At 61.0% G+C, this 14,268-nt stretch carries 23 protein-coding genes; 18 read left to right on the forward strand and 5 right to left on the reverse strand.

What is annotated here, in order from left to right:
• Nucleotides 1-3 precede the first annotated feature (3 nt).
• Complete coding sequence (locus tag CHB90_RS23415) at nucleotides 4-1,368, reverse strand: IS5 family transposase (RefSeq protein WP_089279942.1); 1,365 nt, start codon at nucleotides 1,366-1,368, stop codon at nucleotides 4-6.
• Between the two features lie 250 nt (nucleotides 1,369-1,618).
• The gene (locus CHB90_RS26335) at nucleotides 1,619-2,245 is read right to left on the reverse strand and encodes a hypothetical protein (protein ID WP_141135959.1); all 627 of its coding nucleotides are present in this window, start codon (nucleotides 2,243-2,245) and stop codon (nucleotides 1,619-1,621) included.
• A 415-nt stretch (nucleotides 2,246-2,660) separates the two neighbouring features.
• Between CHB90_RS26335 and rplB the strand changes: the two genes are divergently transcribed.
• Genes rplB through rplP form a run of 5 tightly spaced genes read left to right on the forward strand, consistent with a single transcriptional unit; the run spans nucleotide 2,661 to nucleotide 5,319 of the window.
• Complete coding sequence (gene rplB, locus CHB90_RS23420; protein WP_089280179.1) at nucleotides 2,661-3,503, forward strand: 50S ribosomal protein L2; 843 nt, start codon at nucleotides 2,661-2,663, stop codon at nucleotides 3,501-3,503.
• Nucleotides 3,504-3,506: 3 nt separating this feature from the next.
• Complete coding sequence (gene rpsS, locus CHB90_RS23425) at nucleotides 3,507-3,785, forward strand: 30S ribosomal protein S19 (RefSeq protein WP_089280180.1); 279 nt, start codon at nucleotides 3,507-3,509, stop codon at nucleotides 3,783-3,785.
• Between the two features lie 3 nt (nucleotides 3,786-3,788).
• Nucleotides 3,789-4,169, forward strand: coding sequence for a 50S ribosomal protein L22 (gene rplV, locus CHB90_RS23430; RefSeq protein WP_089280181.1), 381 nt, complete (start codon nucleotides 3,789-3,791; stop codon nucleotides 4,167-4,169).
• On the forward strand, nucleotides 4,169-4,903 hold the full coding sequence (gene rpsC / locus CHB90_RS23435; protein ID WP_089280182.1) for a 30S ribosomal protein S3: 735 nt from the start codon (nucleotides 4,169-4,171) through the stop codon (nucleotides 4,901-4,903). Before rplV ends, rpsC begins: the two co-directional genes overlap by 1 nt.
• 2 nt (nucleotides 4,904-4,905) lie before the next feature.
• Nucleotides 4,906-5,319 carry a 50S ribosomal protein L16 gene (gene rplP / locus CHB90_RS23440; RefSeq protein ID WP_089280183.1) on the forward strand — a complete coding sequence of 138 codons (414 nt, stop codon included), beginning with the start codon at nucleotides 4,906-4,908 and terminating at the stop codon, nucleotides 5,317-5,319.
• Between the two features lie 65 nt (nucleotides 5,320-5,384).
• On the opposite strand, the gene CHB90_RS23445 is transcribed toward rplP, so the two are convergent.
• Both CHB90_RS23445 and CHB90_RS23450 read right to left on the reverse strand, forming a co-directional pair.
• Nucleotides 5,385-5,936, reverse strand: a complete 552-nt coding sequence (locus CHB90_RS23445) for a laminin B domain-containing protein (protein ID WP_170941170.1) — start codon at nucleotides 5,934-5,936, stop codon at nucleotides 5,385-5,387.
• Nucleotides 5,937-6,012: 76 nt separating this feature from the next.
• Nucleotides 6,013-6,750, reverse strand: a complete 738-nt coding sequence (locus CHB90_RS23450) for a lysozyme family protein (protein WP_089280185.1) — start codon at nucleotides 6,748-6,750, stop codon at nucleotides 6,013-6,015.
• Nucleotides 6,751-6,841: 91 nt separating this feature from the next.
• On the opposite strand from CHB90_RS23450, the gene CHB90_RS23455 reads away from it, so the two are divergent.
• Nucleotides 6,842-7,459, forward strand: a complete 618-nt coding sequence (locus CHB90_RS23455) for a 2OG-Fe(II) oxygenase family protein (protein WP_089280186.1) — start codon at nucleotides 6,842-6,844, stop codon at nucleotides 7,457-7,459.
• A gap of 39 nt (nucleotides 7,460-7,498) precedes the next feature.
• On the opposite strand, the gene CHB90_RS23460 is transcribed toward CHB90_RS23455, so the two are convergent.
• Nucleotides 7,499-9,094 (reverse strand): ATP-binding protein, encoded by a 1,596-nt coding sequence (locus CHB90_RS23460; protein ID WP_089280187.1) that lies wholly within the window; start codon nucleotides 9,092-9,094, stop codon nucleotides 7,499-7,501.
• 302 nt (nucleotides 9,095-9,396) lie between these two features.
• On the opposite strand from CHB90_RS23460, the gene rpmC reads away from it, so the two are divergent.
• The 12 genes from rpmC to CHB90_RS23520 all read left to right on the forward strand — a co-directional run.
• Nucleotides 9,397-9,609, forward strand: a complete 213-nt coding sequence (gene rpmC, locus CHB90_RS23465) for a 50S ribosomal protein L29 (protein WP_089280188.1) — start codon at nucleotides 9,397-9,399, stop codon at nucleotides 9,607-9,609.
• Between the two features lie 3 nt (nucleotides 9,610-9,612).
• Nucleotides 9,613-9,921, forward strand: coding sequence for a 30S ribosomal protein S17 (gene rpsQ / locus CHB90_RS23470; RefSeq protein ID WP_089280189.1), 309 nt, complete (start codon nucleotides 9,613-9,615; stop codon nucleotides 9,919-9,921).
• 95 nt (nucleotides 9,922-10,016) lie between these two features.
• Nucleotides 10,017-10,385 carry a 50S ribosomal protein L14 gene (rplN, locus tag CHB90_RS23475; protein WP_089280190.1) on the forward strand — a complete coding sequence of 123 codons (369 nt, stop codon included), beginning with the start codon at nucleotides 10,017-10,019 and terminating at the stop codon, nucleotides 10,383-10,385.
• Nucleotide 10,386: 1 nt separating this feature from the next.
• Nucleotides 10,387-10,698 carry a 50S ribosomal protein L24 gene (gene rplX / locus CHB90_RS23480; RefSeq protein WP_089280191.1) on the forward strand — a complete coding sequence of 104 codons (312 nt, stop codon included), beginning with the start codon at nucleotides 10,387-10,389 and terminating at the stop codon, nucleotides 10,696-10,698.
• Complete coding sequence (rplE, locus tag CHB90_RS23485) at nucleotides 10,691-11,272, forward strand: 50S ribosomal protein L5 (RefSeq protein ID WP_089280192.1); 582 nt, start codon at nucleotides 10,691-10,693, stop codon at nucleotides 11,270-11,272. Before rplX ends, rplE begins: the two co-directional genes overlap by 8 nt.
• A gap of 12 nt (nucleotides 11,273-11,284) precedes the next feature.
• Nucleotides 11,285-11,590: a 30S ribosomal protein S14 gene (gene rpsN / locus CHB90_RS23490; protein ID WP_089280193.1), complete on the forward strand. Its 306-nt coding sequence runs from the start codon at nucleotides 11,285-11,287 to the stop codon at nucleotides 11,588-11,590.
• Between the two features lie 14 nt (nucleotides 11,591-11,604).
• A complete protein-coding gene (gene rpsH / locus CHB90_RS23495) occupies nucleotides 11,605-11,997 on the forward strand; it encodes a 30S ribosomal protein S8 (protein ID WP_089280194.1) in 393 nt (130 codons plus the stop codon).
• Between the two features lie 12 nt (nucleotides 11,998-12,009).
• Nucleotides 12,010-12,543: a 50S ribosomal protein L6 gene (gene rplF, locus CHB90_RS23500; RefSeq protein ID WP_089280195.1), complete on the forward strand. Its 534-nt coding sequence runs from the start codon at nucleotides 12,010-12,012 to the stop codon at nucleotides 12,541-12,543.
• Nucleotides 12,544-12,554: 11 nt separating this feature from the next.
• On the forward strand, nucleotides 12,555-12,914 hold the full coding sequence (rplR, locus tag CHB90_RS23505; protein WP_089280196.1) for a 50S ribosomal protein L18: 360 nt from the start codon (nucleotides 12,555-12,557) through the stop codon (nucleotides 12,912-12,914).
• A gap of 183 nt (nucleotides 12,915-13,097) precedes the next feature.
• Nucleotides 13,098-13,679, forward strand: a complete 582-nt coding sequence (rpsE, locus tag CHB90_RS23510) for a 30S ribosomal protein S5 (RefSeq protein ID WP_089280197.1) — start codon at nucleotides 13,098-13,100, stop codon at nucleotides 13,677-13,679.
• A 3-nt stretch (nucleotides 13,680-13,682) separates the two neighbouring features.
• Nucleotides 13,683-13,871 (forward strand): 50S ribosomal protein L30, encoded by a 189-nt coding sequence (rpmD, locus tag CHB90_RS23515; RefSeq protein ID WP_089280198.1) that lies wholly within the window; start codon nucleotides 13,683-13,685, stop codon nucleotides 13,869-13,871.
• A 133-nt stretch (nucleotides 13,872-14,004) separates the two neighbouring features.
• On the forward strand, nucleotides 14,005-14,268 hold a 264-nt coding region (locus tag CHB90_RS23520), incomplete at its 3' end, for a transposase (protein WP_141135960.1).

Below are 14,268 nucleotides of genomic sequence, written 5' to 3' on the forward strand. Positions count from 1 at the left end.
AGTTCAGGCTGAACAACCTGATCGGTCGACGATATAGCGGTTTTCTGGCCTGATCCCGGGCATAACGGCGGCGCGGAATGCGGCCATGACGATGGACCACAAAGCCCTAAGATGGGCCAGGATTTTGCGGATGTTGTGGCCGCAGCCGCAGAGGACGGCGAAGATGGCATCGCCGAACGTCCCCTTCAGCGGGCAGCGCGACAGGCGTCCATCGGTTTTCATGTGTCCGATCTCGGGCTCGATGGCGCTGCGCCGCCTCAGAAGCGTCTTCAGCTTTGGCGTCAGTCCCCGGCGGGTGCCGCTGATCAGCACTGTTGTCGTCGATACACCGTGGCCGCGATACCCACGGTCCACGACGGCCAGTTCCGGGGTTTTACCGGTCAGGATTGCGACCTGCTCCAGGGCTTCAGACAAGGTGTGCCCATCGTAGGGATTACCCGGCAGGGCTCGCATGCCGACGACAAAACCCTCGTCGATCGTGGTGGCGAGGCTGACCTTCGTGCCGAACTCATAGCGCTTGCGCGCCTTGCCCTTCGAGATGCAGTCGACCTCGGGTTCGTGCAAGGCGTAGATCTTGCCACGGCTCTTGGGGCCTTGGTGCAGCAGGCGGCCCAGCAGAACGAGCGCGTCCAGCACGCGCTCGCGGAAGGGACTTTGGGGGATCGCATCCAACTGGCGACGTATATCTCGCAGGACACGTCCGGTGTAGCCCTTCAGCTTTTTCAGGGCCTTGCGCATGCGCTTGAATTGTCGGGCATGGGCGTAGCGCCCGATCTGCATCGCCAGGCGCGGAGCCAGGCGGTTGTAGTTCTGGCGCAGCGTGATCCCGCCTTCGTCAGCCAGGGTGACAAGCTGGCGGCGCGCCTTTTCATACAGGCGTGCGTCGGTCGGGTGGGCGATGTTCTTCTCCATCACCGTCGTGTCTACGGAAATGCGTGCGAGGCTTCCGTCATCAACGGAACCGGATGTGCGCCCAGCCTCGATCGTCTTGGTCAGCAGCCACTCGGCCCCTTCCTCGCCAATCCGCTTACGCCAGCGGGTCAAGCAGGAAGGATCGATGGGCGGGCGGTGCTGGAAGAATGTCTCGCCGGTGAAGTGCTGGTAGTACGGGTTTTCAACCCATCGGGCGACGACAGCTTCGTCGGACAGACGATAGGCGTGTTGGAGATACAGCAGCCCCGCGACCAAGCGCGGCGATGTCGCTGGCCGCCCTGTCGTGGAGGGAAAGAAACCGGCCCATTCCGTCTCGAAGAACTCCCAGTCGATCAGCTTTTCCAGTTTCGCCAATTCGTGCCGAAGATCGATCATGTCGGTCAGACGGGGACGCAGGAGATCGTCCTGCTCTTCAATGCGGGAATGAGGCTTCATCGCGGCTCCGGGATCTGCAAGGTTTCCGCACCCATCATACGAAACCCTGCAATTTCCTGCTACAGTTTTACCGGGATCACCAAACAAATTCAGATGCTTGCGACTTGTTCAGGACGAACTACAGAGGCATTTTTACGGACGGTTCATGTTTTCGGTGGTTTGAGAGGGGAGGTTCGGGGGGAAAAGGTGCGTGCGAGCACGCACCGTACGGTTCGCTGAGGGAACAAATTTCCATCGCAATAGGAGTTGCTCAGAACGGCAGTGGTATCCCACTATTCAGGATTGGTAGTATGTCCTTGCTAGAAATCTCACCTTTTAGATACCTAACGAGTTCATTCCTGTAGTGGGCAGAAACCTCACCCAAGATTTCTCCGATCGTTCTAGCCATTTCATCCTCAAAACCATCCTTCTTTCTCGAAGCAATGCAGTGAACCTTAACCTCAGGGTCATCTGGAAGAAGGTTTGAATAATTTTCGGGTGGCATAACCATTTGCAGATATGCATGTTTGTTTACGTCTTCTTTGAAGGGATCCGAACCGATCGTCAGCGTTTGCAATGGTGCGATGCCATAGTGAAAACCACCGCGACCCGTCACAAGTGGAGCGGTTCTGTAATGACTGGTTCCCGTTCTGCCTTGGTGACGACCATGCAAATGACACCACAAGAAAGATCCTGTGGGCCCGCCCCGGCCTAGTTTGCAAACCAAGTTGTTCCCTGTCGCAAAATGCTGAGTGCATTCCGCGACTACATCAGTCGGGCTTGGTAACGGTGAACCCCGCCACTCTGCGGCGACTTGATTATTAAGGCCAAACCAACAAAGCGCGGCGAGCGTGATACGAATAACGACCGAAAACATAGATTTTTTATAACTGGGCATATATATGTTCCTTTTCGACGCAATGAAGTCACCGTGGATCGGTCAGTTTATTTTTTTCAGAGAGCTTAGCAAATTGAGAGGCTTTTTCAAGTTTCTTGTCAGGTAAACATTTAGCTCGTTCCTGTGATAAACGGCACTAATTCTGTTAGATCAAGTGTGTAGCGCGGGCAATTGAACCTCTTGACCCCACCCCCATCCTCCCCTAACAGACACCATCCGCAGCAGCCCCGGATTCGTCCGGGGCTTTGTTATTGTCTGCGGGCACATGATTCGGGCACCTGCGGACTTCGGTCGAGGGGCCTACACCACCGGGCACCTGCGGACATTTGTCGAGGGGCCTTTACCAGAGGCGGGCCAAACCCCGCCCTACATAAGTCCCGGTAACGGGGCTGCTAGCTAACGGAAGACAGAAAGCATGGCACTCAAGTCGTACAAACCTACGACGCCGGGCCAGCGCGGGCTGGTGCTGATCGACCGTTCGGAGCTGTACAAAGGACGTCCCGTCAAGGCCCTCACCGAGGGTCTGACGAAAAAGGGCGGCCGGAACAACACCGGACGTATCACGGCACGCCGCCGCGGTGGCGGGGCGAAACGCCTCTACCGGATCGTCGATTTCAAGCGGAACAAATTCGATGTCAACGGCATCGTGGTCCGGATTGAATATGACCCCAACCGTACCGCCTTTATCGCGCTCGTCCAGTACGACGACGGCGAACAGGCCTATATCCTTGCGCCCCAGCGCCTTGGCATTGGCGACAAGATCGTCTCTTCCAAGAAGGCAGACATCAAGCCCGGCAACTGTATGCCGTTCTCTGGTATGCCGATCGGTACCATCGTTCACAACATCGAGCTGAAGCCCGGCAAGGGCGGTCAGATCGCACGCGCCGCGGGCACCTATGCCCAGTTCGTCGGCCGTGACGGTGGCTATGCCCAGATCCGCCTGTCGTCGGGCGAACTGCGCCTTGTGCGTCAGGAATGTCTGGCCACCGTGGGTGCCGTGTCGAACCCCGACAACAGCAACCAGAACCTCGGCAAGGCTGGCCGTGTGCGCCACATGGGCAAGCGCCCCTCCGTTCGCGGTGTCGTCATGAACCCGATCGACCACCCGCACGGTGGTGGTGAAGGCCGTACCTCTGGGGGTCGCCATCCGGTGACGCCGTGGGGCAAGCCGACCAAGGGCAAACGCACCCGCAACACCAACAAGGCGTCGCAGAAGCTGATCATCCGCTCGCGTCACGCCAAGAAGAAGGGGCGGTAATTTATGTCGCGTTCCGTCTGGAAAGGTCCGTTCGTCGATTCCTATGTCTTGAAGAAGGCAGAGAAGTCGCGCGAGTCGGGCAAGAACGAAGTCATCAAGATCTGGTCGCGCCGCTCGACGATCCTGCCCCAGTTCGTGGGCCTGACGTTTGGTGTCTACAACGGCCACAAGCACATCCCGGTCAACGTGTCCGAGGACATGATTGGTCAGAAGTTCGGCGAATACGCCCCGACCCGTACCTATTACGGTCACGCCGCCGACAAGAAAGCGAAGAGGAAGTAAGCCATGGGCAAGGATAAGAATCCCCGCCGCGTGGCGGACAACGAAGCAATGGCCAAGCTGCGCATGCTGCGCACCTCGCCGCAGAAGCTGAACCTCGTCGCGCAGTTGATCCGTGGCAAGAAGGTGGACAAGGCCCTGACGGACCTGACCTTCTCGAAAAAGCGGATCGCCGGTGACGTGAAGAAGTGCCTGCAGTCGGCCATCGCCAACGCCGAGAACAACCACGGTCTGGACGTCGACGAACTGGTCGTCGCCGAGGCCTATGTGGGCAAGAACCTGGTCATGAAGCGGGGCCGCCCCCGGGCGCGCGGTCGTTTTGGCCGGATCAACAAGCCGTTCTCGGAACTCACGATCAAGGTGCGCCAGGTTGAGGAGCAAGCCTAATGGGTAATAAAACAAACCCGATCGGTATGCGTCTGCAGGTGAACCGCACCTGGGACAGCCGCTGGTACGCCGACACCAAGGACTATGGGGATCTGTTGCTCGAGGATCTGAAGATCCGCGACTTCATCTTCAAAGAGTACCGCAACCCGCCGAAGCAGGCCGGAATCAGCCGCGTGATCATCGAACGTCCGCACAAGAAGTGCCGCGTCACGGTGCACACTGCGCGTCCGGGCGTCATCATCGGCAAGAAGGGCGCGGACATCGAGGTGCTTCGCAAGAAGCTGGCGTCGATGACCGACTCGGAACTGCACCTCAACATCGTCGAGGTTCGCAAACCCGAGCTGGACGCGCAGCTGGTTGGCGAGTCGATCGCCCAGCAGCTGGAGCGTCGCGTGTCCTTCCGTCGCGCGATGAAGCGTGCGGTTCAGAACGCCATGCGCATGGGCGCCCTGGGTATCCGGGTGAACGTCGCGGGCCGTCTGGGCGGCGCGGAAATCGCGCGGACCGAATGGTATCGTGAAGGCCGTGTGCCGCTGCACACACTGCGGGCCGACATCGATTATGCCAACGTTGAGGCGACCACCGCCTACGGCATCATCGGTATCAAGGTCTGGATCTTCAAGGGTGAGATCATGGAACATGATCCGCAAGCCCATGACCGGAAGACCCAGGAAATCCAGGACGGCCCGGCCCCTCGTGGCGCCGGTGGCGGCCGCCGGGATGATCGGAGGTAATCATGCTTCAGCCAAAGCGTACTAAATTCCGCAAGGTACAAAAGGGTCGGATCAAAGGTCTGGCCAAGGGCGGATCCGATCTGAACTTCGGCACCTTCGGCCTCAAGGCCCTGGAGCCCGAGCGCGTGACCGCGCGTCAGATCGAAGCCGCACGTCGTGCCATGACGCGTCACATGAAGCGTCAGGGTCGCGTCTGGATCCGTATCTTCCCGGACACGCCCGTCACTGCCAAGCCCATCGAAGTGCGTATGGGTAAAGGTAAGGGTTCGGTCGATCGGTGGACCTGCAAGGTCAAGCCCGGCCGCGTGATGTTCGAGATCGACGGTGTTGGTGAGGACATCGCCCGCGAGGCGCTGCGTCTGGCCGCGATGAAGCTGCCGATCAAGACCCGCGTCGTGGTTCGCGAAGACTGGTAAGTCTTGGGTGAAACACCCGCTATGAAGAAATTGACCCCCGGCGCGCAGGCGTCGGGGGTTTTTCGTTACCGAAGCTCGACATTGCGAAGGATCGAAAAATCGTCGCCAGCGCCGTATTCGGCGCGAATTTCGATCCGGGTCACATTGCTCAGGATCTGTTTCAATGACGGGGTGCGGCCCGACAGCGTCCAGCCGGTGTCCGCCAGCGGGATCACATAGCGCCGCCATTCACCCGAATGGTCCTCTGCGATGGTATAGGCGGCGACCATGGAGCCGCCGTAGATCACAACATCGCCGCGCCATGTGTCGCCATCGCGGTAGTAGGTGCCGCCCCAGCTTTTCTTCTCGAATACCAGCGCGACCTTGTCAGAGAGTGATCCGGTGAAGCTGGGCGGGGCGATATAGTAGCTGGTGCGGCCCTCGGCGGGCGGGGCGAGGTAGAGCCCGCCGTCGCGTTGCTCGGGCGCGCCAAGATCGACTGTCCAGCCAGCCATGAAGAGGGCCGATCCGCCGCTCGCCCCTTCGATGGCGGTGGATTGTCCCTGTCCCGGCATCGGGGCAAGACCGACCGCGAGGGCCAGGGCGAGAGCGGCGATCAACGTTCTGGGGCCGGACATGCGGGCAAGCTCCGTTCTGGGACAGTGTCGAAACAGACTATCCAGAGGCATCACCCGCAGCAACAGCGGTGCCACGCTACCCCGGAAAGATCTGCGCCATCGCGCCGTCAAAACGCGCCCATGTCATCGTCGCCTTGTTGCCGGCGTAGCCCTCATAATAGGACTCGCCCGAGGGCAGCGGCAGACCGGCCCAGATCTTGGCCAAGCGGTACATAAAGCTGCGGCGGGTGAGTTCGCCGCGTTGAAAGGCCAGCATCCCGGCCTCCGCCAGCAGTTCATCTGCCAGCCTGTCCTGCAGTTTCGCGTCAAAGCGGGTGGCCGGACTGACGCCGACCTTGTCCACCAGCCGGCGCAGGGTGACGGGAATGAACTGGTAGCGGCCAATGGCGTGAGGTTGGCCGGGCGTGGCGGCGATCCAGTCATAGACCTGTTGCACGGTCAAATCGGTGGGGCGCCCTGGCGGTCTGATCCGGGCGCCGTGAATGACGGCATCATAGCTGTCTGCCCCGGATTCCGCCTCTGCGATCAGGCTGCGCAACTGGGCGGCGGCACCGCTGCCCGACAAGGGGCCAATGGATGCCCGGACCTGCGGTGGCGGGCTGCGGTCGGGCAGGGGGGCAAAGAACCCGAGTTGACCATTTCCGGCAAACAGGCTGGCAGCGCGGGCCTGCCCCGACAGAGCGGTTGCGCGGGCCGGAATCAACGGCGCACGCGCCGCGCCGTCGCCATGTGGAAACAGCGAGGCGGATTGCGCAATGGCCAGGCCGGGCAGGGCCGACAGCGCCAGCAGGATCAGGCAGCGGATCGGGAACATTCTGTTCCTCCCTCAGGGTTGGCCGCGACCATGACGCCAAGAGGTTGAGATTCCATTTCCCCCGCCCCGGCGCTTGGGCTAAAGGGCGGCCATGACCCAGATACGCTCGCTTTTCGCAACCCGCCTCTATCACGCCAAGCTGTCAGAGCATGGCACCATCGACACCGATGAACTGGACGCGTCGTGTTATTCCATCGCCGAGGACGACGAGGCGGGGCAGGACTGGTGCGAGGAACATGGCTATCCTGGCTATACCTCTTATGCCTCGCTGACCGATCTGCCGTGGCGGTTCCCGGTCTTTGCCGAACTGGTCAAGGTGCTGGACAAACATGTCGCCGCCTTTGCCAAGGATCTGGAATTTGATCTGGGCGACAAGGCGCTGGTGCTGGAGGACATCTGGATCAATATCCTGCCCGAAGGCGGCACCCATTCCAGCCACATCCACCCGCATTCGGTGATCTCGGGGACGACCTATGTGGCGATGCCCGAAGGCGCGTCGGCGCTGAAACTGGAAGATCCGCGATTGGCCATGATGATGGCGGCCCCGACCCGGCGCAAGGATTGCCGTGAGGAATTGCGCCCCTTTGTCTATGTCGCGCCGCAGGTAGGGGACGTGCTGCTGTGGGAAAGCTGGCTGCGCCACGAGGTGCCGCTGAACATGGCAGAGGAAAACCGCGTCTCTGTCAGCTTTAACTACAAGTGGGAATAGGCCCGGCCATGTGATGACGGAGCGGGGCGCGTTGCGGGATCAGGCCGGTTCTGACCGTGGCGGGTGCGCGGTTTCAACCAATGCTGCGATCCGGGCCCGCAACTCCTGGGCCGCGATGGGCTTGGCCAGAACAAGGTCGATGACCGCCCGGTCCGCGCCACTGTCCAGATGCGCCATTCCGGTCAGCAGGATCACCGGCGTCGCGGGATTTCGGGCTTTGACCTGTGCCGCAATGTCGACGCCACTCAGATCTCCGGGAAAGTAGTTGTCCAACAGCGCGAAGTCGAAGCGGTGCGTCTCTACCGCTGCCATGGCCTCTTGCCCGGTGCTGGCGGCGGTCACGGTAAAGCCCCACCGCGTCAGGTTGCGTTGCAGGACGGTGCGGATAGCGTCCTCATCCTCCAGCAGCAGGACATGCAGCCTGTCAAAGGTGGCGGGTCTGCCCTGCGCGCCCGTATCAGTTTGCGCCGGGACATCAAGGTGGAGGGGAAAGAACAACCGCACGGTGGTCCCTGCGCCGGGTTGGGATGTGATCACGATCTCACCGCCCAACTGCCGCATGAAGCCGGCGGCCATGGACAGGCCAAGCCCCGATCCGTTGGAGCGTGATTTGGTGGTGAAAAAGGGTTCTGTGACACGGGCGAGGTATTGCGGCGGGATGCCCGCCCCGTCGTCCTGGATCGTGAGGCAGGCATAAGACCCCGGCGCGGGCGGCCCGGTGTCTTCGGGCCGGTCGAATTGCTGGGCCGCGCAGGTGATCCGGATGGACCCGCCGTCCCGAATGGCGTCGCGGGCGTTGATCAGGATGTTGAGGATGACCGACTGAAGGTTGTCCCGGTCGGCGTAAATCGGCAGTTCCGTGGCGCCGCGATCTATTTCGATGACGGGTTTCTTCAGCGTGGTCCGTTCGAACATGCCTGCCGCCTGCGCCATCTCTTCGCCAAGGTCGAGCGGGACAGGGCGGATCGTGGCGCGTTGCGCAAAGTTCAGCAGGCTTTGGGTCAGCGTGCCGCCGCGCCGTGCCGCCGAGACGATTTCGGACAGCAATTGCGTGGGGGCAGGATCTTGCAGGTCGTCCTGCAACAGTTCGGCATTGCCCATGACCACGGCAAGGATGTTGTTGACGTCATGGGCAACACCGGCGGTCAGTTCGCCCAAGGCCGCCAGCCGGTTTGCCTGGGCCTTGCGTTCTTCGGCGCGGCGGGTGTCGGTGACGTCCAGACTACTGCCAAGGCCGCGCACGACCTGACCGGAGGAATCGTAATCCGGGGCGACGGTTTCGCGGATGTAGCCCATGCTACGGTCGGTGCGGTAGAACCGGTACTCCATCTCGATGGTTTCGCCCTTGAGCAACCGCTGATAGGCCTCGCGCAGAAGGTCGCGGTCCTCGGGGTGGATCATCTCCATCGGTCCCTTGAGACCTGAAACCGAGTCGATGAAATCGTCTGGCGACTGGCCAAAGATGGCGGCATGGCGGACCGAGCAGACCTCGACAATCGACTCCTTCACGTTGAAGACGAAATAGCCCAGTTGCGCGATCCGCGCGGCCTGTTCCAGCATGACCGCATGGGAATGGCCCCCGGCCCCGATCCGGCTGTAAAGCGCGTCGTCGTCGGACGGATGCTGATCGGACATGGCCTGTTCCCTGCTGGAGCGCGCGTGAAGTATATCGGGCGGCGGATGGCCACTTCAACCGTGCAGAATCGATCCCGTTGCATCCGGTGAGGACCGCCGGGCCACAGGCCCGAAAATGGCGATTTTAGCGCTTGAAACGCTGCAGATCGGCGGGTCAGGGCGGCGTATGGAGAAAAGGCTTGCACCTGTGCAGATTCGAGACTAAGGCAACCGCTCATCCACGGACTCCACCGGACACAGGGTGACCTTGCAGCCATGGCAGGCAGGGGCCCTCCGGTGATGTTGTAGAAAAGGAGAGGCGCATGAACGCCCACGAACTCCGTGACAAGACCCCGGACGAGCTCCGGGACACGCTTGTCCAATTGAAGAAGGAGGCCTTTAACCTCCGTTTCCAGGCGGCCACCGGCCAGATGGAAAACACCTCGCGTATTCGCGTGGTCCGTCGCGACGTTGCGCGGATCATGACCATTCTCAACGAAAAAGCCGCCGCTGCGGCGTCGACTGCGGAGGCTTAACAGATGCCCAAGCGTATCCTTACCGGCACCGTCACGTCGACCGCCAACAAGCAGACTGTGACCGTCCAGATCGTGCGTCGCTTCAAGCACCCCGTTCTGCAAAAGACGATCAAGAAGACCAAGAAATACCGCGCCCACGACGAGAACGAACAGTTCAACGTTGGCGACAGCGTCATGATCCGCGAATGCGCGCCCAAGTCCAAGACAAAGCGCTGGGAAATCATGACCGAAGAAATGATCGCCGAACATGAGAAGCAGCGCGCCGAAGTGGCCGCCGCGTCTCAGAAGGCCGAAGCTGAAGCTGCCCACTAAGGGCGACCCGGGGCCGTTCACACGGCCCCGGTGACATTCGAAACCCCCGGGCCAATGTTCTCTGCAGAGCGGTTCGGGACGTCGGGAGATAACTTATGATCCAGATGCAGACCAATCTGGATGTTGCTGACAATTCCGGAGCCCGGAAAGTTCAGTGCATCAAGGTTCTGGGCGGTTCACACCGCCGCTATGCCTCTGTCGGCGACATCATTGTGGTGTCGGTGAAAGAGGCCATTCCGCGTGGTCGCGTGAAAAAGGGTGACGTCCGCAAGGCCGTCGTCGTGCGCACCGCCAAGGAAGTTCGCCGTGAAGACGGCACCACCATCCGCTTTGACCGTAACGCCGCCGTGATCCTCGGCAACAATGGCGAGCCGGTCGGCACCCGTATCTTCGGACCGGTTGTCCGTGAGCTGCGTGCCAAGAACTTCATGAAAATCATCTCGCTCGCCCCGGAGGTGCTGTAAGATGGCTGCCAAGCTCAAGAAGGGTGACACCGTCATCGTCCTGACCGGCAAGGACAAGGGCAAGACAGGCGAGATCGTCTCTGTTGACCCCAAGGCCGGCAAGGCCGTGGTCGATGGTGTGAACACCGCCATCCGCCACACCCGCCAGACCCAGAACAGCCAGGGGGGCCGCGTGCCCAAGGCCCTGCCGCTGGACCTGAGCAACCTTGCGTTTGTCGACGCCAACGGCAAACCGACCCGCGTCGGTTTCCGCATGGAAGGCGACAAGAAGGTCCGTTTTGCCAAGACCACGGGGGACGTGATTGATGCTTGATATGGATACCTACGCCCCGCGCCTGAAGGTCCAGTACAAGGACACGATCAAGGCGGCGATGAAGGAGCAGTTCGGTTACACCAACGACATGCAGATCCCGTCGTTGCAGAAAATCGTTCTGAACATCGGCTGTGGCGCCGAGGCGGTCCGCGATTCGAAAAAAGCCAAGTCGGCCATCGAAGACCTGACCAAGATCGCCGGCCAGCAGGCCGTCGGCACCCAGTCCAAGAAATCGCACGCGCCGTTCCGTCTGCGCGAAGGCATGATCATCGGCACCAAGGTCACGCTGCGCGACGTGCGCATGTATGAATTCCTTGACCGTCTGGTGACAGTCGCGATGCCGCGCATCCGTGACTTTCGCGGTGTGAAGCCGTCGTTTGACGGTCGCGGAAACTTTGCGATGGGTCTCAAGGAACATATCGTGTTCCCCGAGATCGAATTCGACAAGGTCGACGAAGTCTGGGGCATGGACGTCATCGTGACGACCAACGCCATCCAGTTCGGCGAACACAGCGCTGACGCTCAGGCAAAAGCGTTGCTGGCCCATTTCAACATGCCGTTCACCAAGGCGTAAGAGGAGCAAGACATGGCGAAAAAATCCATGATCGAGCGCGAGAAAAAGCGCGAGCGCCTGGTGGCCCGGTATGCCGCCAAGCGCGCTGAACTGAAAGAAATCGCAACCGACGAATCCAAGTCGATGGAAGAGCGCTTCAAGGCCCGGCTCAAGCTGGCCAAACTGCCGCGCAATTCCTCGCCCACACGGCTGCACAACCGCTGCCAGCTGACGGGTCGTCCGCACGCCTACTACCGCAAGCTCCGGATCAGCCGTATCGCCCTGCGCGAACTCGGTTCGAACGGCAAGCTGCCGGGCGTCGTGAAGTCGAGCTGGTAAGGGAGGGTATATAGATGAACGATCCTATCGGCGATATGCTCACCCGTATCCGCAACTCGCAGATGCGTGGCAAGTCCACCGTCTCGACCCCCGCGTCCAAACTGCGTGGCTGGGTTCTCGATGTGCTCGCGGATGAAGGTTACATCCGTGGCTACGAGTCCGGCACCGACGTGAACGGTCACCCGACGCTGGAAATCAGCCTCAAATATTTCGATGGCACCCCTGTCATTCGCGAAGTGAAACGGGTCTCCAAGCCCGGTCGTCGCGTGTACATGAGTGTCGATGACATCCCGCAGGTCCGTCAGGGTCTGGGTGTGTCGATTGTCTCCACCTCCAAGGGTGTGATGTCGGACGCGAATGCACGCGCAGCCAATGTTGGCGGCGAAGTGCTTTGCACCGTATTCTAAGGAGGCCTACACATGTCTCGTATTGGCAAAAAGCCGGTTGACCTGCCCTCGGGCGTTTCAGCCAGCGTCTCGGGCCAGACCATCGAAGTGAAGGGGCCGAAAGGCACCCAGAGCTTTACGGCCACCGATGACGTTACACTCATCGTCGACGACAGCGCCATCAAGGTCGAGCCTCGCGGCAAGTCCAAGCGCGCGCGTCAGCAGTGGGGGATGTCGCGCACGGTCGTGGCGAACCTGGTGCACGGCGTTACAACCACCTTCAAGAAGGAACTGGAAATCCACGGCGTGGGTTACCGGGCACAGCTGCAGGGCAATACCCTGAAACTGAACCTGGGCCTGTCGCATGACGTGGATTTCCCGATCCCCGACGGCATCACAGTAACCTGCCCCAAACCGACCGAGATCATCGTCGAAGGTCATGACGGGCAGCAGGTTGGTCAGGTCGCAGCGAACATTCGCGACTGGCGCCGGCCGGAGCCGTACAAGGGGAAGGGTATTCGCTATAAAGGCGAGTTCATCTTCCGCAAAGAAGGCAAGAAGAAGTAAGGACGCGGAACATGGCAAACAGCAAACGTGTACTGTTCCAGAAGCGCCGTCTGCGCGTCCGGAACAAACTTCGCAAGGTGAACGCAGGGCGGGTCCGCCTGTCGGTTCATCGGTCGAACAAGAACATCTCGGTCCAGCTGATCGACGACGTGCAGGGCAAGACCCTAGCCGCCGCCTCGACGCTGGAGCCTTCGCTGGGCGTTGTCGGCAAGAACAACGTCGAAGCAGCGGCCAAGGTGGGTGCGGCGATCGCCGAACGCGCCAAGGCAGCCGGGATCGAAGAAGCCTATTTCGACCGTGGGGGGTTCCTCTTCCACGGCCGGGTGAAGGCCGTTGCCGACGCTGCCCGCGAGGCAGGTCTGAAGATCTGATGGCGGCGGGCCGGGCAAACGCCCGGCCTACCGTCTTTCTCGCCGGGTTCGGCGAGGTGTGGGCCGGGCTATGCCCGGCGTGCTTTGCAGACGGAAACGTCTCGATGATCGAGGGGCCGCTTGCGGCTCACTGCGATTGAACCATTCGGTGCTCTTGGGCACCACGAGATAAAGGAATGCCTGATGGCAGAACGTGATAACAACCGTGGCGGTGGCCGTGGCCGCCGCGAAGAGCAGACCCCCGAGTTTGCCGATCGTCTCGTAGCGATCAACCGTGTGTCCAAGACCGTCAAGGGTGGTAAGCGCTTTGGCTTTGCCGCGCTTGTCGTCGTTGGCGACCAGAAGGGCCGCGTCGGATTTGGCAAAGGTAAGGCCAAGGAGGTCCCCGAAGCCATCCGCAAGGCGACCGAGCAAGCCAAACGCAAGATGATCCGCGTGCCGCTCAAAGAGGGCCGCACCCTGCACCATGACGTCAAAGGTCATGCTGGTGCCGGCAAGGTGACCATGCGCACCGCTCCGCAAGGTACGGGTATCATTGCCGGTGGTCCGATGCGCGCCGTGTTCGAGATGCTGGGCATCCAGGACGTGGTTGCCAAGTCGACCGGATCGCAGAACCCCTATGCAATGATCCACGCCACGCTTGACGGTCTGCGCAACCAGCAGTCGCCGCGCAACGTGGCCCAGCGTCGTGGCAAGAAAGTCGCTGACATTCTGCCCAAGCGCGAAGAAGCCCCGGCAGCCGCCGCCGAGACCGAGGAGGCCTGATCCATGGCCAAGACCATTGTCGTGAAACAGGTGGGCTCGCCCATCCGTCGCCCCGCCATCCAGCGTCAGACGCTGGTGGGCCTGGGCCTGAACAAGATGCACCGCGTGCGTGAGCTGGAGGATACTCCCTCTGTGCGTGGCATGATCCGCAAGATTTCGCATCTGGTAGAGATCGTCGAAGAGCGCGACTGATAGATCGCGCCCTTTCGGGACTGGAAATACGAAAACGCCCCGCAGGAGGTATCCGTCCGTTGTGACCGCTCTGACGGTGAGCCTCTGCTGTCGATAATGTCCATGATCGATAATGGACATCTTGAGGCACTCCATGACGGGCATGAAGGGACAGAAGAAGCGGTTCTGGTCTGACGAGGAGAAACGCTCGATCTGCCGGCAAACATGCGCGCCCGGTGTGTCGGTGGCGCAGGTTGCGCGCCGGTATGCGATGAACTCGAACCTGATCTTCACCTGGCTGCGGGATCCGCGTTTCGCGCCGGCCGAAGCCGAAGCGTCCAGTGGTGCCAAGGATGACACTCTCTTCCTGCCGGTCGAGATCACCGGCTTGGCCGCCGAGCCTGAGCCGGGATCTGAT

This window comes from Antarctobacter heliothermus (assembly GCF_900188425.1).
GTDB classification, from domain to species: Bacteria; Pseudomonadota; Alphaproteobacteria; order Rhodobacterales; family Rhodobacteraceae; genus Antarctobacter; species Antarctobacter heliothermus.